General features: G+C 71.9%; 15 protein-coding genes. 10 read left to right on the plus strand and 5 right to left on the minus strand.

Going from position 1 to position 24,841, the window contains the following annotated elements:
- Positions 1 to 18 precede the first annotated feature (18 nt).
- Positions 19 to 11,187 (plus strand): LamG-like jellyroll fold domain-containing protein, encoded by an 11,169-nt coding sequence (locus tag O7629_RS01785; protein ID WP_278167075.1) that lies wholly within the window; start codon positions 19 to 21, stop codon positions 11,185 to 11,187.
- A gap of 99 nt (positions 11,188 to 11,286) precedes the next feature.
- Here the strand turns inward: O7629_RS01785 and O7629_RS01790 are convergent, their stop codons facing one another.
- Positions 11,287 to 13,038: a biotin carboxylase N-terminal domain-containing protein gene (locus tag O7629_RS01790; RefSeq protein WP_278167076.1), complete on the minus strand. Its 1,752-nt coding sequence runs from the start codon at positions 13,036 to 13,038 to the stop codon at positions 11,287 to 11,289.
- Between the two features lie 107 nt (positions 13,039 to 13,145).
- Here O7629_RS01790 and O7629_RS01795 point away from each other — a divergent pair, with 107 nt between their 5' ends.
- The 3 genes from O7629_RS01795 (at position 13,146) to O7629_RS01805 (ending at position 15,652) form a co-directional block, all read left to right on the plus strand.
- Entirely contained in the window at positions 13,146 to 13,793 is a 648-nt protein-coding gene (locus tag O7629_RS01795; protein ID WP_278167077.1) for a PadR family transcriptional regulator, read from the plus strand.
- A 118-nt stretch (positions 13,794 to 13,911) separates the two neighbouring features.
- On the plus strand, positions 13,912 to 14,871 hold the full coding sequence (locus tag O7629_RS01800; protein WP_278167078.1) for an ATP-binding cassette domain-containing protein: 960 nt from the start codon (positions 13,912 to 13,914) through the stop codon (positions 14,869 to 14,871).
- A 16-nt stretch (positions 14,872 to 14,887) separates the two neighbouring features.
- Positions 14,888 to 15,652, plus strand: a complete 765-nt coding sequence (locus O7629_RS01805; protein ID WP_278167079.1) for an ABC transporter permease — start codon at positions 14,888 to 14,890, stop codon at positions 15,650 to 15,652.
- Between the two features lie 120 nt (positions 15,653 to 15,772).
- On the opposite strand, the gene O7629_RS01810 is transcribed toward O7629_RS01805, so the two are convergent.
- Genes O7629_RS01810 through O7629_RS01820 form a run of 3 tightly spaced genes read right to left on the minus strand, consistent with a single transcriptional unit; the run spans position 15,773 to position 17,352 of the window.
- On the minus strand, positions 15,773 to 16,426 hold the full coding sequence (locus tag O7629_RS01810) for a class I SAM-dependent methyltransferase (RefSeq protein ID WP_278167081.1): 654 nt from the start codon (positions 16,424 to 16,426) through the stop codon (positions 15,773 to 15,775).
- Between the two features lie 19 nt (positions 16,427 to 16,445).
- A complete protein-coding gene (locus tag O7629_RS01815) occupies positions 16,446 to 17,090 on the minus strand; it encodes a Maf family protein (protein WP_278167083.1) in 645 nt (214 codons plus the stop codon).
- 40 nt (positions 17,091 to 17,130) lie between these two features.
- Complete coding sequence (locus O7629_RS01820; protein ID WP_278167084.1) at positions 17,131 to 17,352, minus strand: acyl-CoA carboxylase subunit epsilon; 222 nt, start codon at positions 17,350 to 17,352, stop codon at positions 17,131 to 17,133.
- A 162-nt stretch (positions 17,353 to 17,514) separates the two neighbouring features.
- Here O7629_RS01820 and O7629_RS33580 point away from each other — a divergent pair, with 162 nt between their 5' ends.
- The 3 genes from O7629_RS33580 to O7629_RS01840 all read left to right on the plus strand — a co-directional run bounded on the left by O7629_RS33580 (position 17,515) and on the right by O7629_RS01840 (position 20,857).
- Positions 17,515 to 19,773: an APA family fibronectin-binding glycoprotein gene (locus O7629_RS33580; protein WP_347403653.1), complete on the plus strand. Its 2,259-nt coding sequence runs from the start codon at positions 17,515 to 17,517 to the stop codon at positions 19,771 to 19,773.
- Between the two features lie 70 nt (positions 19,774 to 19,843).
- Positions 19,844 to 20,089, plus strand: a complete 246-nt coding sequence (locus tag O7629_RS01835) for a hypothetical protein (protein WP_278167086.1) — start codon at positions 19,844 to 19,846, stop codon at positions 20,087 to 20,089.
- A gap of 39 nt (positions 20,090 to 20,128) precedes the next feature.
- Positions 20,129 to 20,857, plus strand: coding sequence for a M50 family metallopeptidase (locus O7629_RS01840; protein ID WP_278167087.1), 729 nt, complete (start codon positions 20,129 to 20,131; stop codon positions 20,855 to 20,857).
- Positions 20,858 to 20,897: 40 nt separating this feature from the next.
- On the opposite strand, the gene O7629_RS01845 is transcribed toward O7629_RS01840, so the two are convergent.
- Positions 20,898 to 22,490, minus strand: a complete 1,593-nt coding sequence (locus tag O7629_RS01845) for an acyl-CoA carboxylase subunit beta (RefSeq protein WP_278174361.1) — start codon at positions 22,488 to 22,490, stop codon at positions 20,898 to 20,900.
- A gap of 154 nt (positions 22,491 to 22,644) precedes the next feature.
- On the opposite strand from O7629_RS01845, the gene O7629_RS01850 reads away from it, so the two are divergent.
- The 3 genes from O7629_RS01850 (at position 22,645) to O7629_RS01860 (ending at position 24,804) form a co-directional block, all read left to right on the plus strand.
- Positions 22,645 to 23,190 (plus strand): hypothetical protein, encoded by a 546-nt coding sequence (locus O7629_RS01850; RefSeq protein ID WP_278167088.1) that lies wholly within the window; start codon positions 22,645 to 22,647, stop codon positions 23,188 to 23,190.
- Between the two features lie 19 nt (positions 23,191 to 23,209).
- Positions 23,210 to 24,112: a biotin--[acetyl-CoA-carboxylase] ligase gene (locus O7629_RS01855; RefSeq protein WP_278167089.1), complete on the plus strand. Its 903-nt coding sequence runs from the start codon at positions 23,210 to 23,212 to the stop codon at positions 24,110 to 24,112.
- A gap of 95 nt (positions 24,113 to 24,207) precedes the next feature.
- Complete coding sequence (locus O7629_RS01860) at positions 24,208 to 24,804, plus strand: PH domain-containing protein (RefSeq protein WP_278167090.1); 597 nt, start codon at positions 24,208 to 24,210, stop codon at positions 24,802 to 24,804.
- The last annotated feature ends 37 nt before the right edge of the window (positions 24,805 to 24,841 follow it).

The raw sequence follows: 24,841 nt of genomic DNA on the forward strand, positions 1-24,841 counted from the left end.
CGAGAAAGGCCGCCACCGATGGGAACGATTCAGGATCCGCACCGCCGTCGTCGAACAGGGACCACCCGGACGTTCGCCCGGTGGCGGCGGTGCGCCGGTGGGGTCGCGGTGGTGGCTGCAGCGCTGGTGGGGTTGTCATCGTCGGTGCCGCCGGGGGCGGTGCCCGCCGACGGTGAGTTTCCGGTGGGTTGGCTGACGTCGTGGATCACCGATCGGCCGGGCTGGTTGCCATGGGGCGGCCCGGCGACGGCTGAGCTCCCGGTGTCGCCGGTCGGCGACGGTGCCGGCCCCGGCGGGTACTCCTCGGCGGCGGCAACCCGGGCCGCCGGCGGGGCGGGCGCACCGCAGCGGCTGGTCGACGGGTTGCCGGGGTACACCGGTCAGCCGGCGGTGGACGAATCGGTGACACCGGTGACGGCGGCGCGCCACGACCCGGCGACGAGCCGCCGCGACGCCCGGTCGTCGCGGTCGACCATGACGGTGTACGACAACGCCGACGGTTCGACGACGGCGCAGCTGAGCACCGGTCAGGTCAACTACCGGGCGGCGGACGGGTCGTGGCGGCCGATCGATCCGACCCTGGTGCGTCGGGGTGACCGGTGGGGGGTCACCGACAACCCGATGGGGGTGTCACTGGGGTCGACATCCGGTACGGCTGCGGCGTCCGGGGCGGGGGCAGCGGCATCCGACATGGCAGCGGGGGAGCCGCTGGTCGAGTTGCCGCTGCCCGGCGGTGGCGTACTCGGGTGGAGCCTGGCCGACGCGGCGGCGGTGACCCCGGAGGTCGACGGCGCGACGGCAACGTACCGGCAGGTGCTGCCCGGCACGGACCTGGAGCTGGTGGCCCGGCCGGACGGGGTGAAGGAGACGCTGATCCTGGCGTCGCCGCAGGCCGGGTCGGCGTGGGTGTTCCCGCTGACCCTGCGGGGGGTGACGGCCCGCATCTCCTCGGCCGGGTCGGTCGAGCTGGTCGACGACGCGGGCACCGTCGTGGCGTCGATCCCGCCGGCGTACATGGAAGACTCGTCGGTGGACGCGAAGACCGGGCTGCCGGCGCGGTCGGCGGCCGTCGCGATGGAGCTGACCGAGGTCGACGGCGGGCCGGCACTGAAGCTGATCGCCGACCGGTCCTGGCTCGCCGACCCGGCACGGGTCTTCCCGGTACGGGTGGATCCGACGGTCACCACCGGCCCCGACGGGGACGTGTTCGTCGACTCCGACCCGGCCACCGGCGCGACCGTGCAGAACGGCAACCACCTGCAGGTCGGCTACAACGGGGGAGTTGGTTCCCGGACCTTCCTCAACTTCGACATCTCGTCCGCGCTGACCGACGCCAAGCCGATCATCGCCTCGGCGTACCTGCGGCTGTTTCTGAACCACCGGGTGCGCTGCGACGTCAAGGACCTGCAGGTCGGCCTGGTCGAGCAGGAGTGGACGGTCGGTGAGTTGGCGACCGCCGCGCTGCCCGGGCCGGACCTTGAACCCGGCTCGGTGCGGTACCGCTACTACACCGACAACGGGCAGGCGTGCGCCAACCCGTCGGCGGGGCCGACGTCCGGCCAGTGGGTGCAGGTCGACGTCCGTGAGCTGATCTCGGGGTGGGCGATCGGGCAGCGCAACCTCGGTCTCGCGCTGATCGACGACGAGCAGGTCCTGGCCGCGGGGGCGAGGTTCACCTCGGCGAACTACGGCAACGGGGCGTACGCGCCCCGGCTGGAACTGACCATGACGGCCAACCTGCCGCCGCAGGTGAGCCAGCGGTCCCCGGTGCACGGCGCGGTCGTGTCGACGCTGACCCCCCGGTTGTACGTGCGCGGCCACGACCCGGACAACTCCGGGACGGTGAGCTACAAGCTCTGGCTGCACGACGACGCCGGCACGGTCCTGCACGTCACCGAGGGCACCGGCTCCTACTACGACGTCCCCGCCGGCCTGCTGCGCTCGAACAAGCAGTACTCGTGGGTGGTGCAGCCGTTCGACGGTGCCGTCTACGGGGCCCGGTATCCGAGGTACACGTTCTACACCCGGGTACCGCAGCCGGCGTTGGGATCCCGGCTGGCGCAGAACCCGGGGGTGGGCTACAACCCGGAGATCGGCAACTACACGACCACGGTGACCGACGCTCAGGTGGCCGGGGTAGGCCCGGAGCTGGCGATCACCCGGTCGTACAACACGCTGGACACCCGGCGGTCGGGGGCGTTCGGGCAGGGCTGGTCGAGTCTGCTGGACGCCCAGGTGACCGGGCGGACCAGCACGAACGACGCGCTGCGTAGTGCCGTGGTGACGTACCCGGACGGTTCGGAGGCCGGGTTCGGCCCCACCTCGGACGGATCGTTCGTGCCGCCACCAGGGCGGTACGAGGTGCTGACCGAGGTCAGGTCCGGCACGTCGATCACCGGGTACCGGCTGACCGTCAAACACGGCACGACGTACGTGTTCGGCCGGTCCGCCGGCAGCGGGGTCTTCCGGCTCACGGCGGTGACCGACGCCAACGACCGGACCCTGACGGCGACCTACAACGGCAGCGGACTGATCTCGAAGCTGACCAACGCCTCAGGTCGGTCGCTGACGCTGACCTGGGCGGGCACCGCCAGCCCGTCGGTCGGGTCGCACGTGACCAAGGTGACGACGGACGCGCCCACCGCCGGCGGCAGCGGCTACGTGTGGCAGTACACCTACGGCAGCCACGACCGCCTGACGAAGGCGTGTACGCCGACGTCGGCGTGTACCACGTACGGCTGGGGCAACAACGTCAATCAGGGGGCGAACGCGGTACGCAACCACGCGCCGTCGTCGTACTGGCGGTTGAACGAGCCCGCCGGGTCCACCTGGGCCGCCAGTGACGTGCTGGAACGCGGCGGCACCGACGTGGCGTTCTACGAGGGTACGACGCCGGGCGCGACGCCGACGGTGTGGCCGGGGTCGACGTCGACGTCGACCGCGTTCGACGGCACCTCGTCACGGGTGCGGCTGCCCAGCGGGCTGGTCAACGACAGCGCGTACCAGTCGGTCAGCATGTGGTTCCGCACCGGCGCGTCGTCGCGGGCCGGGGTGCTGTTCTCCTACCAGCACGACCCGATCTCGGACGGCACGACGTCGCGCAACTACACGCCGGCGATCTACGTCGGGACGAGTGGGAAGCTGCACGCGAAGTTCTACGACGGCTTCGCCGGCACCACCATGCAGTCGTCCGGTCGGGTGGACGACGGCCAGTGGCATCACGTGGTGCTGGCCGGGGCGGGGGCCAGCCAGGCCCTCTACCTGGACGGCACCCGGCAGGCGACCCGCGACGGCCTGATCGAGATGTTCGACATCGGCGGGTCGGCGTACGAGTACGTGGGTGCCGGGTTCGTCGGTGGGAACTGGCCGGACCAGCCGCACCAGGGCTCAGCCAACAACACCGGGCACGCGAACTTCTTCACCGGCCAGATCGCCGACGTGGCGTTCTTCGACCGGACGTTGGCCGCCGCCGACGTCACCGAGATCAACGGTACGGCGCGCGCGCAGAGCTGGCAGTTGTCCACGGTGACCAGTGCCGAAGGGCGGCCCCTGGCGTCGCTGTCGATGGACCCGGTCACCGGCAAGCTGTCGGAGCTGACCGACAGCAACGGTGGGACCTGGACGATGGGCACGCCACGGGTGGCCGGCACCAGCGCCCTGTACGCGGCGGCCGTGCTGGGCTCGGCACCGACCGACTACTGGCGGCTGCGTGACGCCGCCGGTGTCGACGCGGTCAACGAGACGTGGCAGGAGACGGCGACGTTCAGCGCGGTGACCCTGGGCGCGGCGGGTCCGTTCGCCGACGGCACCGCGGTGTCGTTCGACGGGACGTCGTCACTGGCGTCGGTGCCCGGCGGCCGGGTCGCGCCGACCGGCGCGAAGTCGCAGGAGCTGTGGTTCAGGACCACCGCGACGGCCGGGGTGCTGGTGGGCACGCAGGACGCGGCGGTGGGCGGTACGCCGTCGGCGGGATCGCCGGTGCTGTGGATCGACGCCGACGGTCGGCTGCGCGGCCTGGCCCCGTCGACCGAGCCGACCGGGCCGTTGACGTCAGGGCTCGCCGGCAAATGCGCCGAGCTCGCCACCAACGGCACCAAGGTGCAGGTCGGCACCTGCGCCGCCACGTCCGCCCAGAGCTGGCGGTACGTCGGCGGCAGTGGACAGCTGCGGCGCGGTGACAAGTGTCTGGGCCTGACCGGTCAGGCCACCGGCAACGGCACCCTGGTCCAGGCGCAGACCTGCTCGACCAGCGCCAACCAGAAGTGGACGCCGCACCAGGGCGGCTGGCGCAACACCGGGTCGGGCCGCTGCCTGGAGGTGCCGGGCTCGTCCACCACGGACGGCACCGCGCTGGCCATCCGCAGCTGCGCCACCGGCCAGGCCAAGCAGCGGTGGGCGTTGGCGCTGACGTCGCCGTCGCCGGTCAACGACGGCGCGTGGCACCACGCCGTACTGACCACGACCGACGCCGCCGACGCCACGACGCAGGTGCTGTACCTCGACGGGGTGCCGGTGCAGTCGAGCACCGGGGCGCTGCCGGCGGCCGGACCGCAGGGCCAGGGGTACCTGGGTGCGGGGTACACCGGCAACGGCTGGTCGGGGCTGGCGGCCGGGGCGACGGCGTACTACGCGGGGTCGCTGGCGGAGGTGGCGTTCTACCACCGGGCGTTGGGCGCCGACGAGGTGACGTTGCACCACGGGTCGGTCGGGCAGACGGTGCCATTGGTGGTCACCGCCGCGACCGGCGGCGGTACCGACACACCGTCCCTGTCGGAGACAGCAGCCGGCCAGTTGCCGTCGGACACCCTGCCGCCCGGCGCGACGCAGGTCGACACGGCGGCGCAGGACACGCAGACCACGACGGTGGCCAACCCGGTGACGATCGTGTCGGTCACCGACCCGGGCGGGCATCAGGTGTCGTACTCCTACGACCTGGTCTCCGGGCGGAAGGTGTCGCAGACCGACGCGCTGGGCCGCACCACCCTGTACGGGTACGACACCGGCGGGTTCACCAGTCTGGAGTACGACCCGAACGGGATCGTCACCCGGTCGGTGCAGGACGAGCGCGGCAACACCATCCAGGAGGTGACCTGCCAGGACCAGGCCGCCGACAAGTGCTCCAGCAGCTTCTCCACCTACACCTTCTACAGCAGCGACCCGACGCATCCGAAGAGCGACCGGCTGACGGCGGTACGCGGGCCGGGCTCGCTCAGCGCGCAGGACGACACCTACCGGACGCAGTACTTCTACGACAGCTCCAACGGCAACCTGCGCAGCACGGTGGATCCGCTCGGCCGGCGTACGGAGATCGCCTACACCACCGGCGGGAGCGTTCCGGCCGGGCTGCCCACGCATGTGCTGGACCCGTCGAAGGGCTGGCAGCTGATCACGTACACCTCGGCCGGTGACGTGGCGACGGTGGTCGACCCGGCAGGCGCGACCACCACGTACACGTACGACCGGTTGGGTCGGGAACTGACCGAGACGGTGGTGACGCCGTCGTTCCCGCAGGGGCGGACCACCACCTACACGTACGACGCGATGGGGCGGGTGGCGACCCGTACCGATCCGGCGGTGACCGACCGGGTGACCGGCGCGGTGCACACGGCGGTGACGCAGCACTCGTACAGCCCGGACGGGTTCCTGACCGAGCAGCGAGTCAGCGACGCCACCGGTGGGGACGTGGCCCGGGTCAGCGAATGGTCCTACGACGGCCACGGCCGCCGGTCGCAGGCCGTCGACCCGATGGGTGCCACCACCGGCTACCGCTACGACGTCTACGGGCACGTGGTGGAGCAGACCGATCCGGACGGGACGGTCAACGCCTACCAGGTGGACGTCAACGGCGACTTGCTGTCGCGCACGCTGAAGGGCTACACCGGGGACCCGAACGACCCGACTCCTGCTGCGGATCTGGTGGTGGAGTCGAACTCCTACGACCCGGCGGGCCGGCTGGCGTCGACCACCGACGCGATGGGGCACGTCACGGAGTACACGTACACCGACGACGGGCGGCCCGCGACGGTGACCCGCACCGACGGGGACAGTTCGTTCCTGCTGGAGGCCAACAGCTACGACGCGGCCGGGAACCTGGTCGAGCAGCGCACCGACAACGGGCAGACCGTCACGACGTACGCCTACGACGCGGCGGGCCGGCAGACCCGCAGCGTGCTCGACCCCGACGGGCTGCACCGGGTCACCGAGACCACGCTGTCGCCGGGTGACCAGGTGCTGTCCAGCGTCGCCCGGGACGGCTCCGGCGCGACGCTGGCTGTCACCGACCACGCGTACGACATCCTCGGCCGGGAGGTCTCGCAGACCCGGTACCGGTCGACGGACCGGACGACGACGCCGGTGGCCCGCTGGCGGCTGGACGAGACCGGCGGTACGGCGGCCGCCGACTCGGCCGGCAACAGCCCCGCTACGGCCACCGGCGTGACCTGGGAGAACGACGCCGAGCGGGGGCGGGTCGCGGCGTTCACCGGTGCGTCGTCGTCGCAGATCACCACGGCCGCCCCGGCGGTGGACACCACCCGGCCGTACACCGTGGCCGCCTGGGTGCGGGTCGACAACGACGGCAAGTCCGGCGCGGTGCTGACCGTGCCCGGTGCCGCGCGGGTGAGTGCGTCCCCCGCAAACCGCGACTTCGCCTTCCAGCTCCGGTTCGACCACACCATCGACGGATGGCGGGTGGCCACGAACGAGCAGCAGATGGGCTCGATCATCCGGTGCGAGTGCCCCTTCGGGGAAGGCACGGTGCAGGAGGAGCAGTGGCAGCACCTGGCTGTCGGCGTCGACCCGCAGGCCGACCGGTTCACCGTGTTCCTCGACGGTGACAAGGTCGACGAATTCACCGGCGCGCGCTATCACAGCATGGCGATGGGCGGGCTGCGGATCGGCTCCGGGCTCGACGGGGCCATCTCCGACCTGCAGCTGTACCAGGGCGTGTCGACCGACGCCGGCTGGGCCGACCGGGTGGTCGCCGGCACCGTACCGGCGGCCGACGCCACGGTGTCGCGCACCAGCTACGTGCTCGACGACGGTGGTCTGGCCACGGCGGTGCTGGATCCGCTGGGCAACACCACGAACGTGGCCCACGACGAGGCCGACCGGCCGGCGGTGTCGACCGGCCCGCAGGTGCAGGCCGAGACCGGTGAACTCGACGGTCCGGTGGTCACGGCGCGGCCGGTGGAGCGGATCGGCTACAACACGTTCGGTGAGGTCACCGCGGAGTCCGACCCGAACGGCAACGTGACCCGGTACGCGTTCGACCGGGCCGGCCGGCCCTACGAGACCCGGCTGCCCGCGTACACCCCGCCGGGCGGGTCGACCCCGGTCGTCCCGGTCTTCACGGCGGCGTACGACAGCCTCGGCCAGGTCGTGTCGCAGACCGACCCGCTGGGTCGGGTCACCGGGTTCACCTACGACCAGCTGGGCCGGGTGGTGACCCAGGTGGCGCCGGACGGTGCCACCACGACCGCCCGCTACGACCTGGCCGGCAACCTGCTGGCGGTGACCGACCCCACCGGGGCGGTGACCGGCAGCACGTACGACCTGCTGGGCCGGACCACCAGCGTCAGCGAGGCGGTCCGCCAGACCGGCCAGACGCACACCACCACGATGGCCTACGACACCGCCGGTCGCCTGTCGACGGTGGTCACGCCGGCCGGGGTGACCACCGGGTACGGCTACACCGCCGCCGGTGAGCTGGCCAGCGTCGTCGACGGTGCCGGGCAGACCAGCAGCGTCGACCACGACGCCCTGGGCCGGCCGGTGAAACAGACCAACCCGGACGGCACCTACACCACCACCACGTACGACCCGCTGTCCCAGCCGACCGCGACGGCGGCGTACCGGGCGACCGGCGGGGCCGCCCTGGCTACCTCGGCCTGGACCTACGACGCCGCCGGCAACATGGTGGCGGCGACGGACGCGCGGGGCAGCACGACCCGGTTGAGCTACGACGCGACCGGGCTGCCGCGCACCCAGTCCGAGCCGGTGGCTGCCGGCACCACCATCGAGTCGTCGTTCGGGTATGACCTGGCGGGGAATCCGACGCGGTTCACCGACGGGCGCGGGCAGGCGTTCCGGACGACGTACAACGTGTGGGGGTTGCCGCAGTCGCGGATCGAGCCGGCGACGGCGGCGTACCCGAACGCGGCGGACCGCACGTACACCACGGTGTACGACGTGGCCGGTCAGCCGGTGTCGCAGCGTGCCCCGGGCGGGGTGACCCGGACCCTGATCTACGACGACGCCGGTCGGCTGGAGCGCCAGTCCGGGTCGGGTGCCGAGGCCGCGACCCAGGACCGGACGTACGGCTACGACCCGGCCGGTCGGCTGGTGGAGTTCTCCGCACCGGGGGGCACCAACCGGGTCGTCTACGACGACCGAGGGTTGCCGTTGTCGGTGACCGGCCCGTCCGGCGACGCGGCGTTCACGTACACCCCGGACGGGTCGATGGCCTCGCGGGACGACGCGGCCGGGCTGACTCAGTACGGCTACGACAGCGCCGGCCGGCTGGCGTCGCTGAGCAACAGCAGCGCCGGGGTGTCGGTCGGCTACTCCTACGACGAGATGTCGGCGGTGTCGTCGATGTCCTACGGCGGCACCAACAACCGGCGGGTGTTCGCCTACGACGATCTGCACCGGTTGACCAGTGACCGGTTGGTGCGGTCCAACGGGCAGGTCCTCGGGACGATCACCTACGGGTGGGACGCCAACGGCAACGAGACCAGCAAGACGGTCACCCGTGGCTCGTCGACGGTCAGCAACACCTACACCTACGACCTGGCCGACCGGCTCACCTCCTGGGACGACGGCAACACCACGGTCGGCTACCGGTACGACGCGGCCGGCAACCGGACCGGGGTCGGCGACGTCGACTACGTGTATGACGCCCGTAACCGGCTCGTCTCCGACAGCACCGGCACCACCTACCGGTACACGGCCCGGGGCACCCGTAAGCAGACCGTCACCGGTGGCACCACGGCGGTCGGGGTCGCGGACGCGTTCGACCAGATCGTCAGCCAGCAGCCGACCGGTGGTGGCAACGCCCGGGAGTACACCTACGACGCGTTGGGCCGGGCGCTGCGCAGCGACTTCCGGTACTCCGGCCTGAGCAACGACCTCGCCATGGACGGCGCGGCGAAGTACCTGCGGGATCCGGACGGCGGCGCCGTCGCGGTCCGGGACGGCAGCACCAGCCGGATGCTCTGGACCGACCTGCACGACGACATCGTCGCCCAGTTCAACACCGCCGGTACGTCGGTGACCGGTCACCGTACCTACTCGCCGTTGGGCGAGGTGACCGCCGCCAGCGGCATGGAGGGCAATCTCGGCTACCAGTCGGAGTGGACCGATCCCCGGTCGGGTCGGGTCAACATGCACGCCCGCTGGTACGACCCGGCCGTCGGTCGGTTCGACAGCCGCGACAGCGTCACCGTCAGCCCGGTGCCGGACTCGATCCGGGCCAACCGCTACCAGTACGGCGACGGCAACTCGCTGACCGTCACCGACCCGACCGGGCACTTCGGCAAGCGGCTGCGCAACGCCTGGAAGAAGGTCTCCTCCGGCGTGCAGAAGGCCTGGAACACGGTCAAGGCCGGGGTGCGGCAGGCGTGGGAGCAGGTCTCCGAGTGGGCGCAGGCGGCCCGCGAACAGATCGCCGAGAAGATCAACGACGTCAAGCAGGCCATGTCGAAGGCCTACCAGAAGATGGCCGAGGCGATCAAAGGGGCCGTCGACCAGGTCGGCCAGTGGGCCCGGACGGCCAGGGACTGGATCGTCGAACACAAGGCCGACATCGTCGGCGCACTGGTCGGGTTCGTCGTCGAGGCCGCCTGCATGGTCGCGATCGGCTGGACCGGGGTCGGCGCGGTCGCCTGCGGGGTGGCTTCCGGCGTGACCGGTGCCCTGGTCACCGGTGCCATGCAGGGCCAGACCGGCGTCGAGCTGCTGCGCACCGCCGTACTGGGTGGTGTCGCCGGTGGTCTGGGCACGGCGCTGCCGATGATGGGCCCGGCAGCGGGTAAGGCGTTGAGCAAGGCCGGGTCCGCCGGGGCGAAGAAGGTCGCCGGCACCAGCGTTGGCAAGGCTGCGGCGTCGGCCGGCAAGGCAGCGGCGTCGGCCGGTAAGGCGGTCGGGCGCAAGGTCGACGACCTGTCGCGGGCGGTGTCCCGCGGCTCCAGCCGGGCCACCCGGGAAGCGGCCGACTACGCCGACGACGCCGCCCGGGCCGGCGGCAGCCGGGTCGACGACGTCGCCGGCGCGGCCGCCAGCTGTGCGCGGCACAGTTTCGTTCCGGACACCCGGGTGCGGATGGCCGACGGCAGCAGCAAGCCGATCGCCGAGGTCGAACTCGGCGACGAGGTGCTGGCCACCGACCCGCAGACGGGGCAGAGCACCGCCCGGCCGGTGCGGCTGCTGCACGGCCACGCCGACCGGGAGTTGACCGACGTCACGGTCACCGACACCACGACCGGCGAGAGCACGGTCATCGAGACGACCGCGCACCACCCGATCTGGAACGCCACCACCGGGCGGTGGACCGACGCCGAAGACCTGCGCCCCGGCGACCGGCTGCGCAGCCCGGACGGCGAAACCACCCAGCAGGTCACCGCGGTCCGGGTCTGGACCGGCCTGACATGGATGAACGACCTCACCGTCGCCGGCGACCACACCTACTACGTGGTGGCGGCCGACCGGCCGGTCCTGGTGCACAACTGCGGCGGCTACACGGACCTGTACCACGGGACGAGCCGGCAGGCGGCGGACAACATCCGGGCCAACGGCGTGGACACCGGATTCTCGTCACGGTCTAAGATGGACTTCGGAAAGGGGTTCTACACCACCCGGTCGCGGCAGCAGGCGGCCGACTGGGCGGGGAGTCCGCGGTTCGGTGGGGACGGCGTGGTCCTGCACTTCAAGGTGCCGAACGCGAAGCTCGACGCCCTGGCGACGAAGAAGTTCACCGCGACCAGTCCCGATCTGGCCGACGTCGTGAAGCACTACCGCACCGGTGCCCGGGGCAACCCGCTCGGCCGGCATCAGGTGGTGGAAGGGCCGATGCTGATGAACGTCGACAAGTTCGTCCGGCAGGGACTCCCCGCGCACTGGAAGGGCAACCAGGTCGTCTTCTACGGCAAGGACGCCGGTCGGATACTGACTGCGGCCCTGCAGCCGTAGGAGAGTGACGTGAACGTGCACTACTGGGCGCTGTTCGTCTACCACGACGGCAAGAGGCTCCGGGCACTGGACCGTCCCGGGGTGATCACACCGGGACGGTCAGCTGATCAGGCAGATCGTCGCGCCGGCGGTGACCACCGCGCCGGCCTCGGCGGCCAATCCGCTGACCGTACCGGCCTTGGGCGCGTTGATCGGCTGTTCCATCTTCATCGCCTCCAGCACCACGATCAGGTCGCCCTCGGCGACCTGATCGCCGTCGGTGACGGCGATCTTGATGATGGTGCCCTGCATCGGCGAGACCAGCGCGTCACCGCTGGCGGCGGCCGCCGCGCTGGCACCGCCGCGGCGGCGGGCCGGCTGCCGGGCGGCGGTCGGCGCGGCGGGCGTACCGCCGCCGAAGCCGGCGGGGAGGCTGACCTCCAGCCGCTTGCCGCCGACCTCGACCACGACGGTCTCGCGGGCCTCGGCCGGCGCGTCGGCCGCCGCCGGCGGGGTGAACGCCGGCACGGTGTTGTCGAACTCGGTCTCGATCCACCGGGTGTGTACGGCGAACGGCTCGCTGGTGAACGCCGGATCCCGAACCACCAGGCGGTGGAACGGCAGGGCGGTGGCCATCCCGTCGACCACCATCTCGTCCAGTGCCCGCCGGCCGCGTTCCAGTGCTTCGGCGCGGGTCTCGCCGGTGACGATCAGTTTGGCCAGCAGCGAGTCGAAGTTGCCGCTGACGACGTCACCCGCGACGACGCCGGTGTCCACCCGTACGCCGGGGCCGGTCGGCAGCCGCAGCGCGGTGATGGCACCGGGCGCGGGCAGGAAGTTGCGGCCCGGGTCCTCGCCGTTGATCCGGAACTCGATGGAGTGCCCGCGTGGGGTCGGATCCTCGGTGAACCGCAGCGGCTCGCCGTCCGCGATCCGGAACTGCTCGCGGACCAGGTCGATGCCGGCGGTCTCCTCGGTGACCGGGTGCTCCACCTGCAGCCGGGTGTTGACCTCCAGGAAGGAGATGGTGCCGTCGACGCCGACCAGGTATTCGACGGTGCCGGCACCGTGGTAGCCGGCCTCGCGGCAGATCGCCTTGGCGCTGGCGTGGATCTCGGCACGCTGGGCGTCGGTGAGGAACGGCGCCGGTGCTTCCTCGACGAGCTTCTGGTGGCGGCGTTGCAGCGAGCAGTCCCGGGTGCCGACCACGATCACGTTGCCGTGCTGGTCGGCGAGGACCTGCGCCTCGACGTGCCGGGGGCGGTCCAGGTAGCGCTCGACGAAGCATTCGCCGCGACCGAACGCGGCGACCGCCTCACGGGTGGCCGACTCGAACAGGTCGGCGATCTCGGCCATCTCGCGGGCGACCTTCAGCCCGCGTCCGCCGCCGCCGAACGCAGCCTTGATCGCTACCGGCAGGCCGTACTGCTCGGCGAAGGCGGTCACCTCGTCCGGGCCGGCGACCGGATCGGCCGTGCCAGGGACCAAGGGCGCGCCGGCCCGCTGGGCGATGTGCCGGGCGGTGACCTTGTCGCCGAGGTCGCGGATCGCCTGCGGGCTGGGCCCGATCCAGGTCAGCCCGGCGTCGATGACCGCGGCGGCGAAGTCGGCGTTCTCGGAGAGGAACCCGTAGCCGGGGTGGACGGCGTCGGCGCCGGACCGGGCGGCGACGTCGAGCAGTTTGTCGATCCGCAGGTACGTGTCGGCGGCGGTCTCCCCGCCGAGGGCGTACGCCTCGTCGGCCAGCCCGGCGTGCACCGCCGAGCGGTCCGGGTCGGCGTACACGGCGACGCTGGCCAGCCCGGCGTCCCGGCAGGCGCGGATCACCCGGACCGCGATTTCGCCCCGGTTTGCGACGAGAACTTTGCGCACGCCCTGTTCTCCTTTGCTCACGGATCAAGCCGGAGTCTAACGGCCTGCTTGATCAACTGAACCGGCGCTCAGTGTGGGATGACACACTGGCGATTAGGCTCCCGGATGTGTCTGCCACCCGGATGATGATTCTCGGTCTGGTCAAATGGATGCAACCGGTGCACGGCTACGACGTGCGCCGTGAGCTGCTCAGTTGGCGGGCGGACAGCTGGGCCAACATCGCACCGGGGTCGATATATCACGCGTTGCGCAAGCTCGCCGAGGAAGGGCTGCTCCGCCAGGTCGGCACCGCCCAGGTGGGTGCCCGGCCGGCCCGGACCAGCTACGAGATCACCCCCACCGGGGTCGACGAGTTCGACTCGTTGCTGCGGCAGCACTGGCGCGACTGTCGGCCGTCGGCCGATCCGTTCCTCAGCGCATTCGCCTTTCTGCCGGCGCTGCCCCGCGCGGAGGCGGTCGCGGCGTTGCGGGGTCGGGCCGCGATGCTGCGGGCCGGCAACGCGGTGGCCCGTGACGACCTGGCCGCCGGATGGTTGCGGCAGAAACCGTCGTACGTCGGCTGGATGCTGGAGCTGACCATCGCCCGGGTCGACGGGGAGATCGCGTGGTGTGACCGGATCGCCGCGCTGATCGAGTCGGGGGCGTCGTATCACCCGGCGGAGGAGCCGGCTGACGGCACCTGGGCCGGGTGGCAGGCTGACCTGGACGCCGCCGACCGGGAGTCGGTTAGATCACCCGGTAATAATCAACGTTGACTAGCTTGATCGCCGGGGTCTAGCGTGCCAGACGCAGCGTGGGGAGCTGGGCGGCCCGGCCTGCCCACGGGGGAGAGCGGCCGGCGGCCGGCCGGCTCGGCAAGCCAGGAGACACTTCATGATCGAGACCAAAGGGCTGCGGAAGTCGTTCCGTTCCCGACAGGGGCGCGGCGCCAAGACCGTGGACGCGGTCCGAGGCGTCGACATGCTGGTCGAGCAGGGGGAGATCTTTGGCTTCCTCGGCCCCAACGGCGCCGGCAAGACCACCACGCTGCGGATGCTCGCCACGCTGATCGAGCCGGACGGCGGGGAGGCGGTGATCGCGGGGGCCGACCTGCTGCGCGACCCCGGCGAGGTACGCCGGCGGATCGGCTACGTGGCCCAGGGCGGCAGCACCTGGGACGAGGTCACCGGCCGCGAGGAGCTGGTGATGCACGCCCGGATGTACGGCATCGGCAAGGCCGAGGCGCAACGTCGGGCCACCCGGGCGCTCGCCGCCTTCCAGCTGACCGAGTACGCCGACCGCAAGTGCAAGACGTACTCCGGCGGTCAGCGCCGCCGGGTCGAGATCGCGCTGGGCATCATCCACGAGCCGAAGGTGGTCTTCCTCGACGAGCCGACCACCGGGCTGGACCCGCAGAGCCGGGCACACATGTGGGACGAGATCCGCCGGCTGCGTGCCGAAGGCATGACCGTCTTCATCACCACCCACTACCTCGACGAGGCGGACGCGCTCTGCGACCGGATCGCGATCATGGACCACGGCGAGATCGTCACCGAGGGCACCCCGGCCGCGCTCAAGCGCGAGGTCGCCGGCGAGGTGGTCACCGTCGGGCTGCGTCCGGACGAGTCGGCCGCCGCCGCGCAACTGCTCGACAGCCAGCCGTACGTCAGCAAGCTGGAGACTCCCGACGACGGCGGCGTACGGCTCTTCGTCGACGACGGCGCCACCGCCATCCCGCAGATCCTGCGCACCATCGACGGCGCCGGTCTCGAACTCGGCTCGATCGAGCTGCACCGGCCCAGCCTCGACGACGTGTTCCTCACCAAGACCGGCCGTTCGCTGCGTGAGAGCTGACCATGGAGACCGCACGATGAAGTTCTTCCGCGACACCTGGCTGATCTTCCAACGGCAGGCGTTGCTGCTGCTGCGCAACCCTGTCTGGATCTTCGTCGGGGTGTTCCAGCCGATCATGTACCTGGTGCTGTTCGCCCCGCTGCTCAAGCCCGCCCTGGCCCCGATGGGGGCGACCACCAACGCAGAGGTCTACCGCCTCTTCGTCCCCGGCCTGCTGGTGCTGCTGGCCATCTTCGGCGGGTTGTTCCAGGGCTTCGGCCTGATCGCCGAGCTGCGCGCCGGGGTGATCGAGCGCTCCCGGGTCACCCCGGTCAGCCGGCTCGCCCTGCTGCTCGGCCGCAGCCTGCGCGACGTGGTGTCCCTGCTGCTGCAGGCCGTCATCATCACGGTGCTGGCGATCCCGTTCGGGCTCACGGTGCACCTCGGTTACCTGCTGCTGGCGTACCTGCTGCTCGCCCTGATCGCGCTGATGACCTCGGCGGTGTCGTACGGCGTGGCGTTGCTGGTGCGCAGCGAGGACGCGCTCGCCCCGCTGATGAACACGGTGGCCCAGCCGGTGCTGCTGCTCTCCGGCATCCTGCTGCCGCTGGCCTTCGCGCCGCTGTGGCTGCAGCGGGTGGCGCAGTGGAACCCGTTCTCCTGGGCGGTCGACGGCACCCGGGCGCTGTTCGCCGGCAACCTCGGCGACGACGCGGTCTGGCAGGGTCTGCTGATCACCCTGGCACTGGCCAGTCTCGCGGTCACCTGGGCGGCCCGCGCCTTCGCCCGCAGCGTCCGGTAGTCCCGCTCTTCGATAGCCGGGCACGGGGCTGCCCTCTGCGCACGGCAACGGCACAGAGGGCAGCCGCTCCAGGCTACCGCCGTCCCGGCCGGCCCGCTGTCACCTGCGCCGACCCGGCTGTCACCTGCGTCGGGCCAGGGTCAGCCCGTCGGCGATCGCCAGCATCACCACGTCCACCCGGTCGTCGGCGGCCACCTGCTGGTTGAAGGCGACCATCGCCTCGTCCTCTTCGCTCTGCGGGGCCAGCACCCGACCGTGCCGCAGCACGTTGTCGATCACGATCAGCCCGCCGGGCCGCATCCGGGGCACCAGCTCACCCCAGTAGACCGGGTAGCTGATCTTGTCGGCGTCGATGAATGCCAGGTCGAGGTGCGGCTCGCCCGGCAACGCCCGCAGCGAGTCGGCCGCCGGACCGATCCGCAGGTCGATCCGGCCGTCGACCCCGGCCCGCTGCCAGTAGCGCCGGGCCACCGCGGTGAACTCCTCCGACACGTCCAGACAGATCAACTGTCCGTCCGCCGGCAGACCACGGGCGATGGCCAGCGCGGACAGCCCGGTGAAGGTGCCGACCTCCACCGCCCGGCGGGCGTTCACCAGCCGGGTCAGCAGGGTCATCAGCGCCGCCTGCTCCGGCGCGACCTGCATCTGCGCGTTCTCCGGCAGGGTGCTGGCGGTCTCGGCGATGAGGTCACTGACGATCTCGTCCGGCGGGGTGCCGTGGGCGATGACGTACGCCTGCAGGGCGTCGGTCATCGGCAAGGTCTTGGTGGTCATGGGCATGACGCTAGTCCGGCTACCGCCCGGTGTCGGGCTCGCCCCACAGATCCGTGATCCGGTAGCCGACCTCGGTGACCAGCCGGCGCAGCAGCGGCAGCGACAACCCCACCACCGTGCCGTGGTCGCCTTCGATCCGCTCCAGGAACGGCCCGCCCAATCCGTCGATGGTGAACGATCCGGCCACCTGTAGCGGTTCGCCGGTCGCCACGTACGCCGCGATCTCGTCGTCGGTGACCTCGGCGAAGTGCACCACGGTCGCGGCGGCGGCCCCGGCGTACCCGCCGGTGGCCAGACTGGTCAGCGCGTGGCCGGTGTACAACACCCCGGACCGCCCGCGCATCCGCCGCCACCGCGCGGTCGCGTCGGCGGCGTCGGCCGGCTTGCCGAGGATCTCCCCGTCGAAGTCGAGCACCGAGTCGCAGCCGAGGACCAGCAGGTCGGTGCCGTCGTCGGCGAGGTCGGGCCGGAGCCGATCGGCGACGGCGGCCATCTTGCGCCGGGCCAGCTCCAAACACAGCTCGTCGGCGCGGTCCAGCGTCACCGCCTCCTCGTCGACGCCGCTCACCAGCACCTGAGGAGTGATTCCGGCGGCCTGCAGCAGTTTGTGCCGGGCCGGGCTCGCCGAGGCGAGCACCAGACGCGGACGCAGGGAGGTAGCCACGGGTGGTCAGGCTACCGGCCGCAGCATGCGGTACCGATGATCAGTGGGGCAGAGCGCTGGCGCGCCAGGCGTCCGGGCCGAGCCGGCCGGGGAAACCCGGCGTGGGTCGGGCGCTGCGGGCCCACCGCGACGGTGCCGACCGGTCGGTGCCACTGTCGGCAATCGGACGGGTACGGGCGACGAGCACGCCCACCAGCGCCGCCAACTCCTCGGGGGTCGGGGTGCCCCGGACGATCCGCCAGGCCGGCTCCGCGTCGCTCATCGGCCGAGCGTACGTGCCGACCAGGCCGGCCGGCGAGTGGTGATCATTACTGGCGCGCTACCGTCGGCGTCAGGTTGCCACCCCGGTACCATATGACGCGCGGCTCACACCGGCCGCGTGCCGATCGTGTGGCACCCAAACCTTCCGGGTACGGTCATTTGGATGTCCGCTGTGCCCCCGCAACTAGTTGCAGACCGTTACCGGCTGGTCGAGCCGCTCGGTCAGGGCGGCATGGGCCGGGTCTGGAAGGCCCGCGACGAGGTGCTGCACCGGGACGTGGCGATCAAAGAGCTGGTGCCGCCGCCGGGCCTCACCGACCAGGAACGCCGCGAGATGCGGGAGCGCTCGCTGCGCGAGGCGCGGGCGATCGCCCGACTCAACCACACCAACGTGGTACGCGTCTTCGACGTGCTGCGCACCGACGGCGACCCGTGGATCGTGATGGAGTACGTGCCGTCCCGGTCGCTGCAGGACGTGCTCGCCCAGAACGGCCCGGTCCCGGCGACCCGGGCCGCGGAGATCGGCCTCGGCGTGCTCGGCGCGCTCCGGTCCGCCCACCTGTCCGGGGTGATGCACCGGGACGTCAAGCCCGGCAACGTACTGCTCGGCCACGACGGCCGGGTAGTGCTCACCGACTTCGGCCTGGCCACCGTGCCGGGCGACCCCAACGTCACCCGTACCGGGCTGGTGCTGGGCTCACCGGCGTACATCGCCCCGGAGCGGGCCCGTACCGGCAGTGCCGGGCCGGAAGGCGACCTGTGGTCGCTCGGCGCGACGCTGTACGCGGCCGTCGAGGGGCAGTCGCCGTACGCCCGGCAGACCGCCATCGCGACGCTTTCCGCGCTGGCCACCGAGCCGCCGCCGCCCGCCCGCCGGGCCGGTCCACTCAAGCCGGTGCTGGCCGGGCTGCTGCGCAAGGACCCGTACACCCGGATGAAGGCCGACGAGGCGGAGCGGCTACTGACCCGCGCCGCCGGGCGCGGTCCGCGTCGCGGTCGCTCACTGCTCGACGGGGTACGCCGACCCAGCCCGTACGGCAGCCGGGAGGTCCGCCCCGGCGAGTCCCGGTCGGGGATCGTGCCCGGTCCGCGCGGCGGCACGCCGCGCACCCCGGTCCCGTCGGAGCCGGTGTCGCCGCCGGTGGCCCCGTTGCCGACCGCGTTGCCGGTGGTCCCCGGCCCGGCCAAGTACGGCCCGCCGGTCACCCGGCCGAGCAACTCGGCGGACCCGACCAGGGTGGTGCCGCCGACCGACCAACCCGCCGGCGCGGCGACCGCAGCTGCGGGCGCAGCCGAGACGAGTGTGTTGCCGACCAAATCCGGTGAGCCGCCGTCGGAGACCACCGTGCTGCCCCAGGCAGAGCGCACCCAGGTGGTGCCGGGTCGCAAGGAGACGGCGCCGAGCCGTAAGCCGGCCGAGCGGGCACCGGCCGCCGAGCCTGCCGAGCAGCCAGCGGTTGAGCAGCCGGCGGCGGCCAAGGCGGCTGAGCAGCCGACGGCGACGGCCAAGGCGGCTGAGCAGCCGACGGCGACGAAGCAGCCGACGGTCGCCGAGCCCGCCGAGCGGCCACCGGTCCAGGAACAACCCGAGTCGGTGCCGGCCGCCACCGCGTCGGACCGGCGAAACTGGTCCATCCCGGCCCTGCTGCTCGACCGCGCCGCGCGGGCTGTCCGGTCCGTCACCAAGCTGCCCCGTACCTGGCTGATCGGCGGTGTGGCCGCTGTCGTCGTACTGGCGCTGCTGGTGACCGTCGCGCTGCTTGCCACCGGCGACGAGGACGAGCCCGACGGGCAGCTTGGCACCGGTCCGGCCGCCTCGGCCACGCCGTCGGCCCCGGCCCCGGCCCCGACCTCCGGCGCGCCGAGCGCCGAGCCGAGTGTCGAACCGAGTTCACCGGCGGCCGAGACGTCGCCCGAGGTGCCGGCGGTGCCGCCGCAGAACGGCGAGTCGCCCCAGCCGCCGGACCCGCAGTCGCCGTTGCCCGACGGCTGGCGGCTGCACGAGGACCAGACCGGGTTCTCGGTGCCGGTGCCGGAAGGCTGGTCGGTCAGCCGCGAAAGAACCCGGGTGGAGTTCCGGGAGAACGGTGGACTCGGTCGCCTGATCATCATCGACCAGACCGACAACCCGAAGCCGGATCCGGTCGCCGACTGGCAGAACCAGGAGCAGAACCGGCGGGGCACCTACAACGACTACGAGCGGGTGCGGATCGAAGCCGTCGACTACTTCCTCGACGCCGCCGACTGGGAGTTCCGCTACACCAGCAACCAGGGCAACCGACTGCAGGTGCGCAACCGGGGGTTCGTCACCGCACCGGACAAGGCGTACTCCATCTACTGGTCGACCACGGCCGAACGCTGGCAGCAGGACCTGGTCTACTTCGAGCTGATGGCGAGCAGATTCCAGCCCGCCGGGAGCTGAGCCACGGCTCAACCGCATGAACTTCCGATCTTCCGGGTACAACCGGAGCGCGACGGAAGGAGAGTGCGACATGGTCAACCGTCGACGGATCGCCAAACCGAGCGTGGCACTGTGGATGCTGGTGGCCCTGGCCGATGCGGCCCTGCTGGTCGCCAGCGTCGGTCTGATACCCGTACTGCTGGTGCTGTCCGGCGGTGCGGCCGTGACAGTCGCCGCCGTGGCCGCGTACCGCGTGACCGTCAGTGACCGGGCCGGCGCCGAACCTACGGTCCTGCCGGCCGGCGGACGGTGGTCTGGTGGGCGTGGCGAGCGGTGAGTAGGCTCGCTGGCTGTGTCGATCACCGGGCTGACGGAAATGTGGGACCGCCTTTTCACGGCCCAGACCGACCCGCCGCCACTGCTCGTGCTCATCACCGCCGCCGTAGCGCTCGTCGCGGTGCTCACCCGGCTGCCCTGGCGGATCGGCCGCAACGCGATCACCATCGCCCACGAAGGCGGGCACGCGCTGATCGCCCTGCTCACCGGCCGCAAGCTCAAGGGGATCCGGCTGCACTCGGACACCTCCGGGCTGACCCTGTCCGCCGGCCGGCCGACCGGGCTGGGCATGATCCTCACCCTGCTGGCGGGCTACGTCGCGCCGTCGCTGGTCGGGCTGGCCGGGGCCCTGCTGCTCGGCGGCAACCGGATCACCCTGCTGCTCTGGATCGCCGTGGCGCTGCTGCTCGCCATGCTGGTGATGATCCGCAATCTCTTCGGGATCGTGTCCATCCTGGTCACCGGCGGTGTGGTCTTCGCCGTCTCGTGGTTCGCCGGCCCGGACGTGCAGGCCGCGTTCGCGTACACCGGGGTGTGGTTCCTGCTGATCGGCGGGGTGCGGCCGGTCGGTGAGCTGCAGCGGCTGCGGGCCCAGGGCCGCTCGCCGGAGTCGGACGCCGACCAGCTCGCCTGGCTGACCCGGGTGCCCGGCCTGGTCTGGGTGGGGTTCTTCGGCCTGATCAACCTCGCCGCGCTGTTCCTCGGAGCACTGCTGCTCGCCAGCCCGTGGCTGGCCGACCTGGACCTGCCGACGCCGCCGGGCGGGTGACCCGTACCGCTGCGACTGGTACCCCTGCGACCCGTACCGGTCAGAGCGGTATGTTGCCGTGCTTCTTCGGCGGCAGGGTCTCCCGCTTGCCACGCAGCATCCGCAGCCCGCGCGCCACCTGCACCCGGGTCTGCGACGGTGCGATGACCGAGTCGACGTAGCCGCGCTCGGCGGCGACGTACGGGTTGGCCAGCCGCTCCTCGTACTCGGCGATGCGCTGCGCCCGGGCCGCCGCCGGGTCGTCGGCGGCGGCCAGCTCGGCACGGTAGAGGATGTTCACCGCGCCCTGTGCGCCCATCACCGCGATCTGCGCGGTCGGCCAGGCGAAGTTCAGGTCCGCGCCGAGATGCTTCGACCCCATCACGTCGTACGCGCCGCCGTACGCCTTGCGGGTGATGACGGTGACCTTCGGGACGGTCGCCTCGGCGTACGCGTAGATCAGCTTCGCGCCGCGCCGAATGATGCCGTCCCACTCCTGGTCGGTGCCGGGCAGGAAACCGGGCACGTCGACGAAGGTCAGCACCGGGACGTTGAACGCGTCGCAGGTGCGCACGAACCGGGCGGCCTTCTCCGAGGCCCCGATGTCCAGGCAGCCGGCGAAGTGCATCGGCTGGTTGGCGACCACCCCGACCGGCCGGCCCTCGATGCGGCCGAAGCCGACCACGATGTTCTGCGCGTACAGCGGCTGGACCTCCAGGAACTCGCCGTCGTCCAGGACGTGTTCGATCACGCGGTGCATGTCGTACGGGTGGTTGGCCGAGTCGGGGACGATGGTGTCCAGCTCACGGTCGGTCTCGGTGACCGCCGGCTCCGCCTCGGTCGGCAACGCCGGTGGTTCGTCCAGGTTGTTGCTCGGCAGGTACGCCAGCAGCGCCTTGACGTAGTCGACGGCGTCCTCTTCGTCGGTCGCCAGGTAGTGGGCGTTTCCGCTGGTGGCGTTGTGGGTGCGGGCGCCACCGAGCTCCTCCATGCCGACGTCCTCGCCGGTGACCGTCTTGATCACGTCCGGGCCGGTGATGAACATGTGCGACGTCTGGTCGACCATGATGGTGAAGTCGGTGACCGCCGGGGAGTACACCGCACCACCCGCGCACGGCCCCATCACCAGGGAGATCTGCGGGATGACGCCGGAGGCGCGGACGTTGCGGAAGAAGATGTCGCCGTACAGCCCGAGGCTGACCACGCCCTCCTGGATGCGCGCGCCGCCGGAGTCGTTGATCCCGATCACCGGGCAGCCGATCTTCATCGCCAGGTCCATCACCTTGACGATCTTTTCGCCGAAGACCTCGCCGAGCGAGCCGCCGAAGACGGTGAAGTCCTGCGCGAAGACGCACACCTGCCGGCCGTCGACGGTGCCGTAGCCGGTCACCACCCCGTCGCCGTACGGGCGGGTGCGCTCCAGCCCGAAGTTGGTCGACCGGTGCCGGGCCAGCTCGTCCAGCTCGACAAAGGAACCCTCGTCGAGCAGCATCGCGATCCGTTCCCGGGCGGTCTTCTTCCCCCGGGCATGCTGTTTCTCGACCGCGCGGGCCGAGCCGGCATGCACCGCCTCGTCGACCCGGCGCTCCAGGTCCGCCAGCTTGCCGGCGGTGCTGTGGAGGTCGGTTCCGGTCCCGGACTGCTCGCTCGTCACGCCCACACCGCGGATGCTATCGACGTCGCGACCGCCGGTCAGGGGCCGACGGTGTGCGGTTTCCCTCAGTACGCCGTCGTCGGGCCGGCCCCGGCCCGGGTCGATCGACCCCGGGACGACGTTTCCTGCCTGTTGCCCGATTCGTTACCACCACGTGACAGTGTTGGGAGTTGCGCTGATCGCGTCCGGTCTGACGGTGCTGCTGGTGATGCGGCGGACGCTCTGGCCGGCGCGGGCGGCCACCGTCGGCAGCCGCAGGGCCGGAAGTCTGGACGCCGCGCCGCATCGGCGCCGTCGAGGGCGGGGGCGACGTCGGGCCACCCGCACCGGGCTGTTCCGTCGCCGGGCGACGCCCGGTGGACGCCACACGGTCGGCGTGACCGTGCCGCGTCAACGTCGGGGTGGCCGACCCGCCGTCGTGCTGCCGGAGCCGCCGGTGGCCGCTGTGCCGCCCGTCGTTGTGCCGCCGGTTGCCGCGCCGCCGGCTGCTGCTGCTGACGAGGATTTTGACTGGTTCGACCGGCCGACGGACGCCTACGCACAACCCGTACGAGCGTCGGACCGGGCCGTTCCCACGTCGGACTCGTCCGTCCCCGCGTCGGACCCGCCGGCAGCGGTGCCGGTGGTCGGTACGACCGTCACCGGGCACCCGTACCGTGGCGTGGCACCGGTGCCGCAGCGGTACGACCATCGGCAGTGAGCCGCCGTAGGGTGGGCGGATGGCCGGCTCACCGTACACCGATCTGGACCGTCCGCCGTTGGACGAGCGTGGGCTGCGTCGCGCGTTGATCGTTACCGACGGCCTGTGGACCGACGTGCAGGTCCGGGCGCAGACCGGCTCGACCAACGCGGACGTGCTCGCCGCCGCGCGAGCCGGTGCCACCGAAGGGCTGGTGATCGCGGCGGAGCAGCAGCACGCCGGGCGCGGGCGGCTCGGCCGCGACTGGACCTCGCCGCCGCGGGCCGGCCTCGCCGTCAGCGTGCTGCTGCAGCCGGCGGCGGCTCGGCCCGCCCGGTCGTGGCCGGCGGTGCCGGGGTCCCGGTACGGCTGGTTGCCGCTGCTGGCCGGCGTCGCGCTGGCCGAGGCGGTGGCCCGGCTCGCCGAGTTGCCGGCCGGGTTGAAGTGGCCCAACGATCTGTTGATCGACGAGGCGAAGTGCGCCGGGATCCTCGCCGAGGCGGCCCCGGACGGGGCGGCCGGCCCGGCCGTGGTGCTGGGCATCGGGCTCAACGTGACGCTGCGCGTCGACGAGCTGCCGCCGCCCGGCAGTGGCCTGCGGGCCACCTCGCTGCAGCTGGCCGGAGCGGCGGCGACCGACCGGGACCCGTTGCTGCGGGCCGTGCTGCGCGGGGTGGCCGACTGGTACGGGCGGTGGCGGGCCGCCGGTGGCGACCCGGTCGAGTCCGGTCTGCGGGCGGCGTACCTGCGGCACTGTGTGACGGTGGGCCGGCAGGTGCGGGTCTCGTTGCCGTCCGGCACGGCGCACACCGGGCTGGCCGACACGGTCGACGAGGACGGTCGCCTGGTGGTCCGTACGGCCGGCGGCGAACTGGCGGTCGCGGCAGGGGACGTGGTGCACGTGCGGTCCGGCGACGCGCCAGGAAACGGTACGCCCGGTTGACTGTCCGGGTGGCGGTCAACCGCTACGGTCACCCCGGCGGCCGGTGTACGGACCGCCGGCCGGGTCCCCCGCCCGGCCCGGGCTAGGAGGTTGCCGTGGCATTTCCCGAAGACATGCTCACCGCGGACGAGCATGTCGTGTTGCACCTGCACCCGCACTGGAAGGCGCTGGTCCGGCCGGTGGCGGTGACGGTGCTGGCGGTCGCCGCCGTGGTGGCCGGGTTCCTGCTGCTGCCGGAGAGCACCGCAGCCACCGTCGTGTGGTACGTGATCGTCGCGCTTGCGCTGGTCGCGGTGCTCTGGTTCGCCGTCCGGCCGTTCACGGTCTGGCGCAGTACGCACTACGTGTTCACCAACGAGCGGGTGGTGCTGCAGCACGGGGTGTTCTCCCGGGAGCGCCGGGACATCCCGTTGAACCGGGTCAACGACCACTCCATGACGCAGCGGTTCAGCGAGCGGCTGCTCGGCTGCGGGACGTTGACCATCGAGTCGGCCGGTGAACGCGGGCAGACCGTGCTGCCCGACCTTCCGGGGGTCAGTCAGGTGCAGACGCAGCTCTACGAGCTGGTCGAGGCGCACCACGATCTGCACAGCCTGGGCGACGGTGAGCTGCGGGAAATTCTCGACGAGGCACGCACCGGGCCGGACCAGGCGGCCCCGGCGCGACCGGACAACGCCTCGCCCGGCCGCTGACCGGGCGACGGCTGGCCAGCACTGCCAGGCGGGCCTG

It is taken from the genome of Solwaraspora sp. WMMD792, assembly GCF_029626105.1.
Lineage (GTDB): Bacteria > Actinomycetota > Actinomycetes > Mycobacteriales > Micromonosporaceae > Micromonospora_E.

Bases quoted from the DNA above. Each gene is read 5' to 3' on its own strand.
- O7629_RS01820 (WP_278167084.1), bottom strand. From the start codon at position 17,352: ATGAGCGACGCGGAGCCGGCCTGGCGGATCGTCCGGGGCACCCCGACC.
- O7629_RS01785 (WP_278167075.1), top strand. From the start codon at position 19: ATGGGAACGATTCAGGATCCGCACCGCCGTCGTCGAACAGGGACCACC.
- O7629_RS01805 (WP_278167079.1), top strand. From the start codon at position 14,888: ATGAAGTTCTTCCGCGACACCTGGCTGATCTTCCAACGGCAGGCGTTG.
- O7629_RS01800 (WP_278167078.1), top strand. From the start codon at position 13,912: ATGATCGAGACCAAAGGGCTGCGGAAGTCGTTCCGTTCCCGACAGGGG.
- O7629_RS01810 (WP_278167081.1), bottom strand. From the start codon at position 16,426: ATGACCACCAAGACCTTGCCGATGACCGACGCCCTGCAGGCGTACGTC.
- O7629_RS33580 (WP_347403653.1), top strand. From the start codon at position 17,515: ATGTCCGCTGTGCCCCCGCAACTAGTTGCAGACCGTTACCGGCTGGTC.
- O7629_RS01855 (WP_278167089.1), top strand. From the start codon at position 23,210: ATGGCCGGCTCACCGTACACCGATCTGGACCGTCCGCCGTTGGACGAG.
- O7629_RS01840 (WP_278167087.1), top strand. From the start codon at position 20,129: ATGTGGGACCGCCTTTTCACGGCCCAGACCGACCCGCCGCCACTGCTC.
- O7629_RS01835 (WP_278167086.1), top strand. From the start codon at position 19,844: ATGGTCAACCGTCGACGGATCGCCAAACCGAGCGTGGCACTGTGGATG.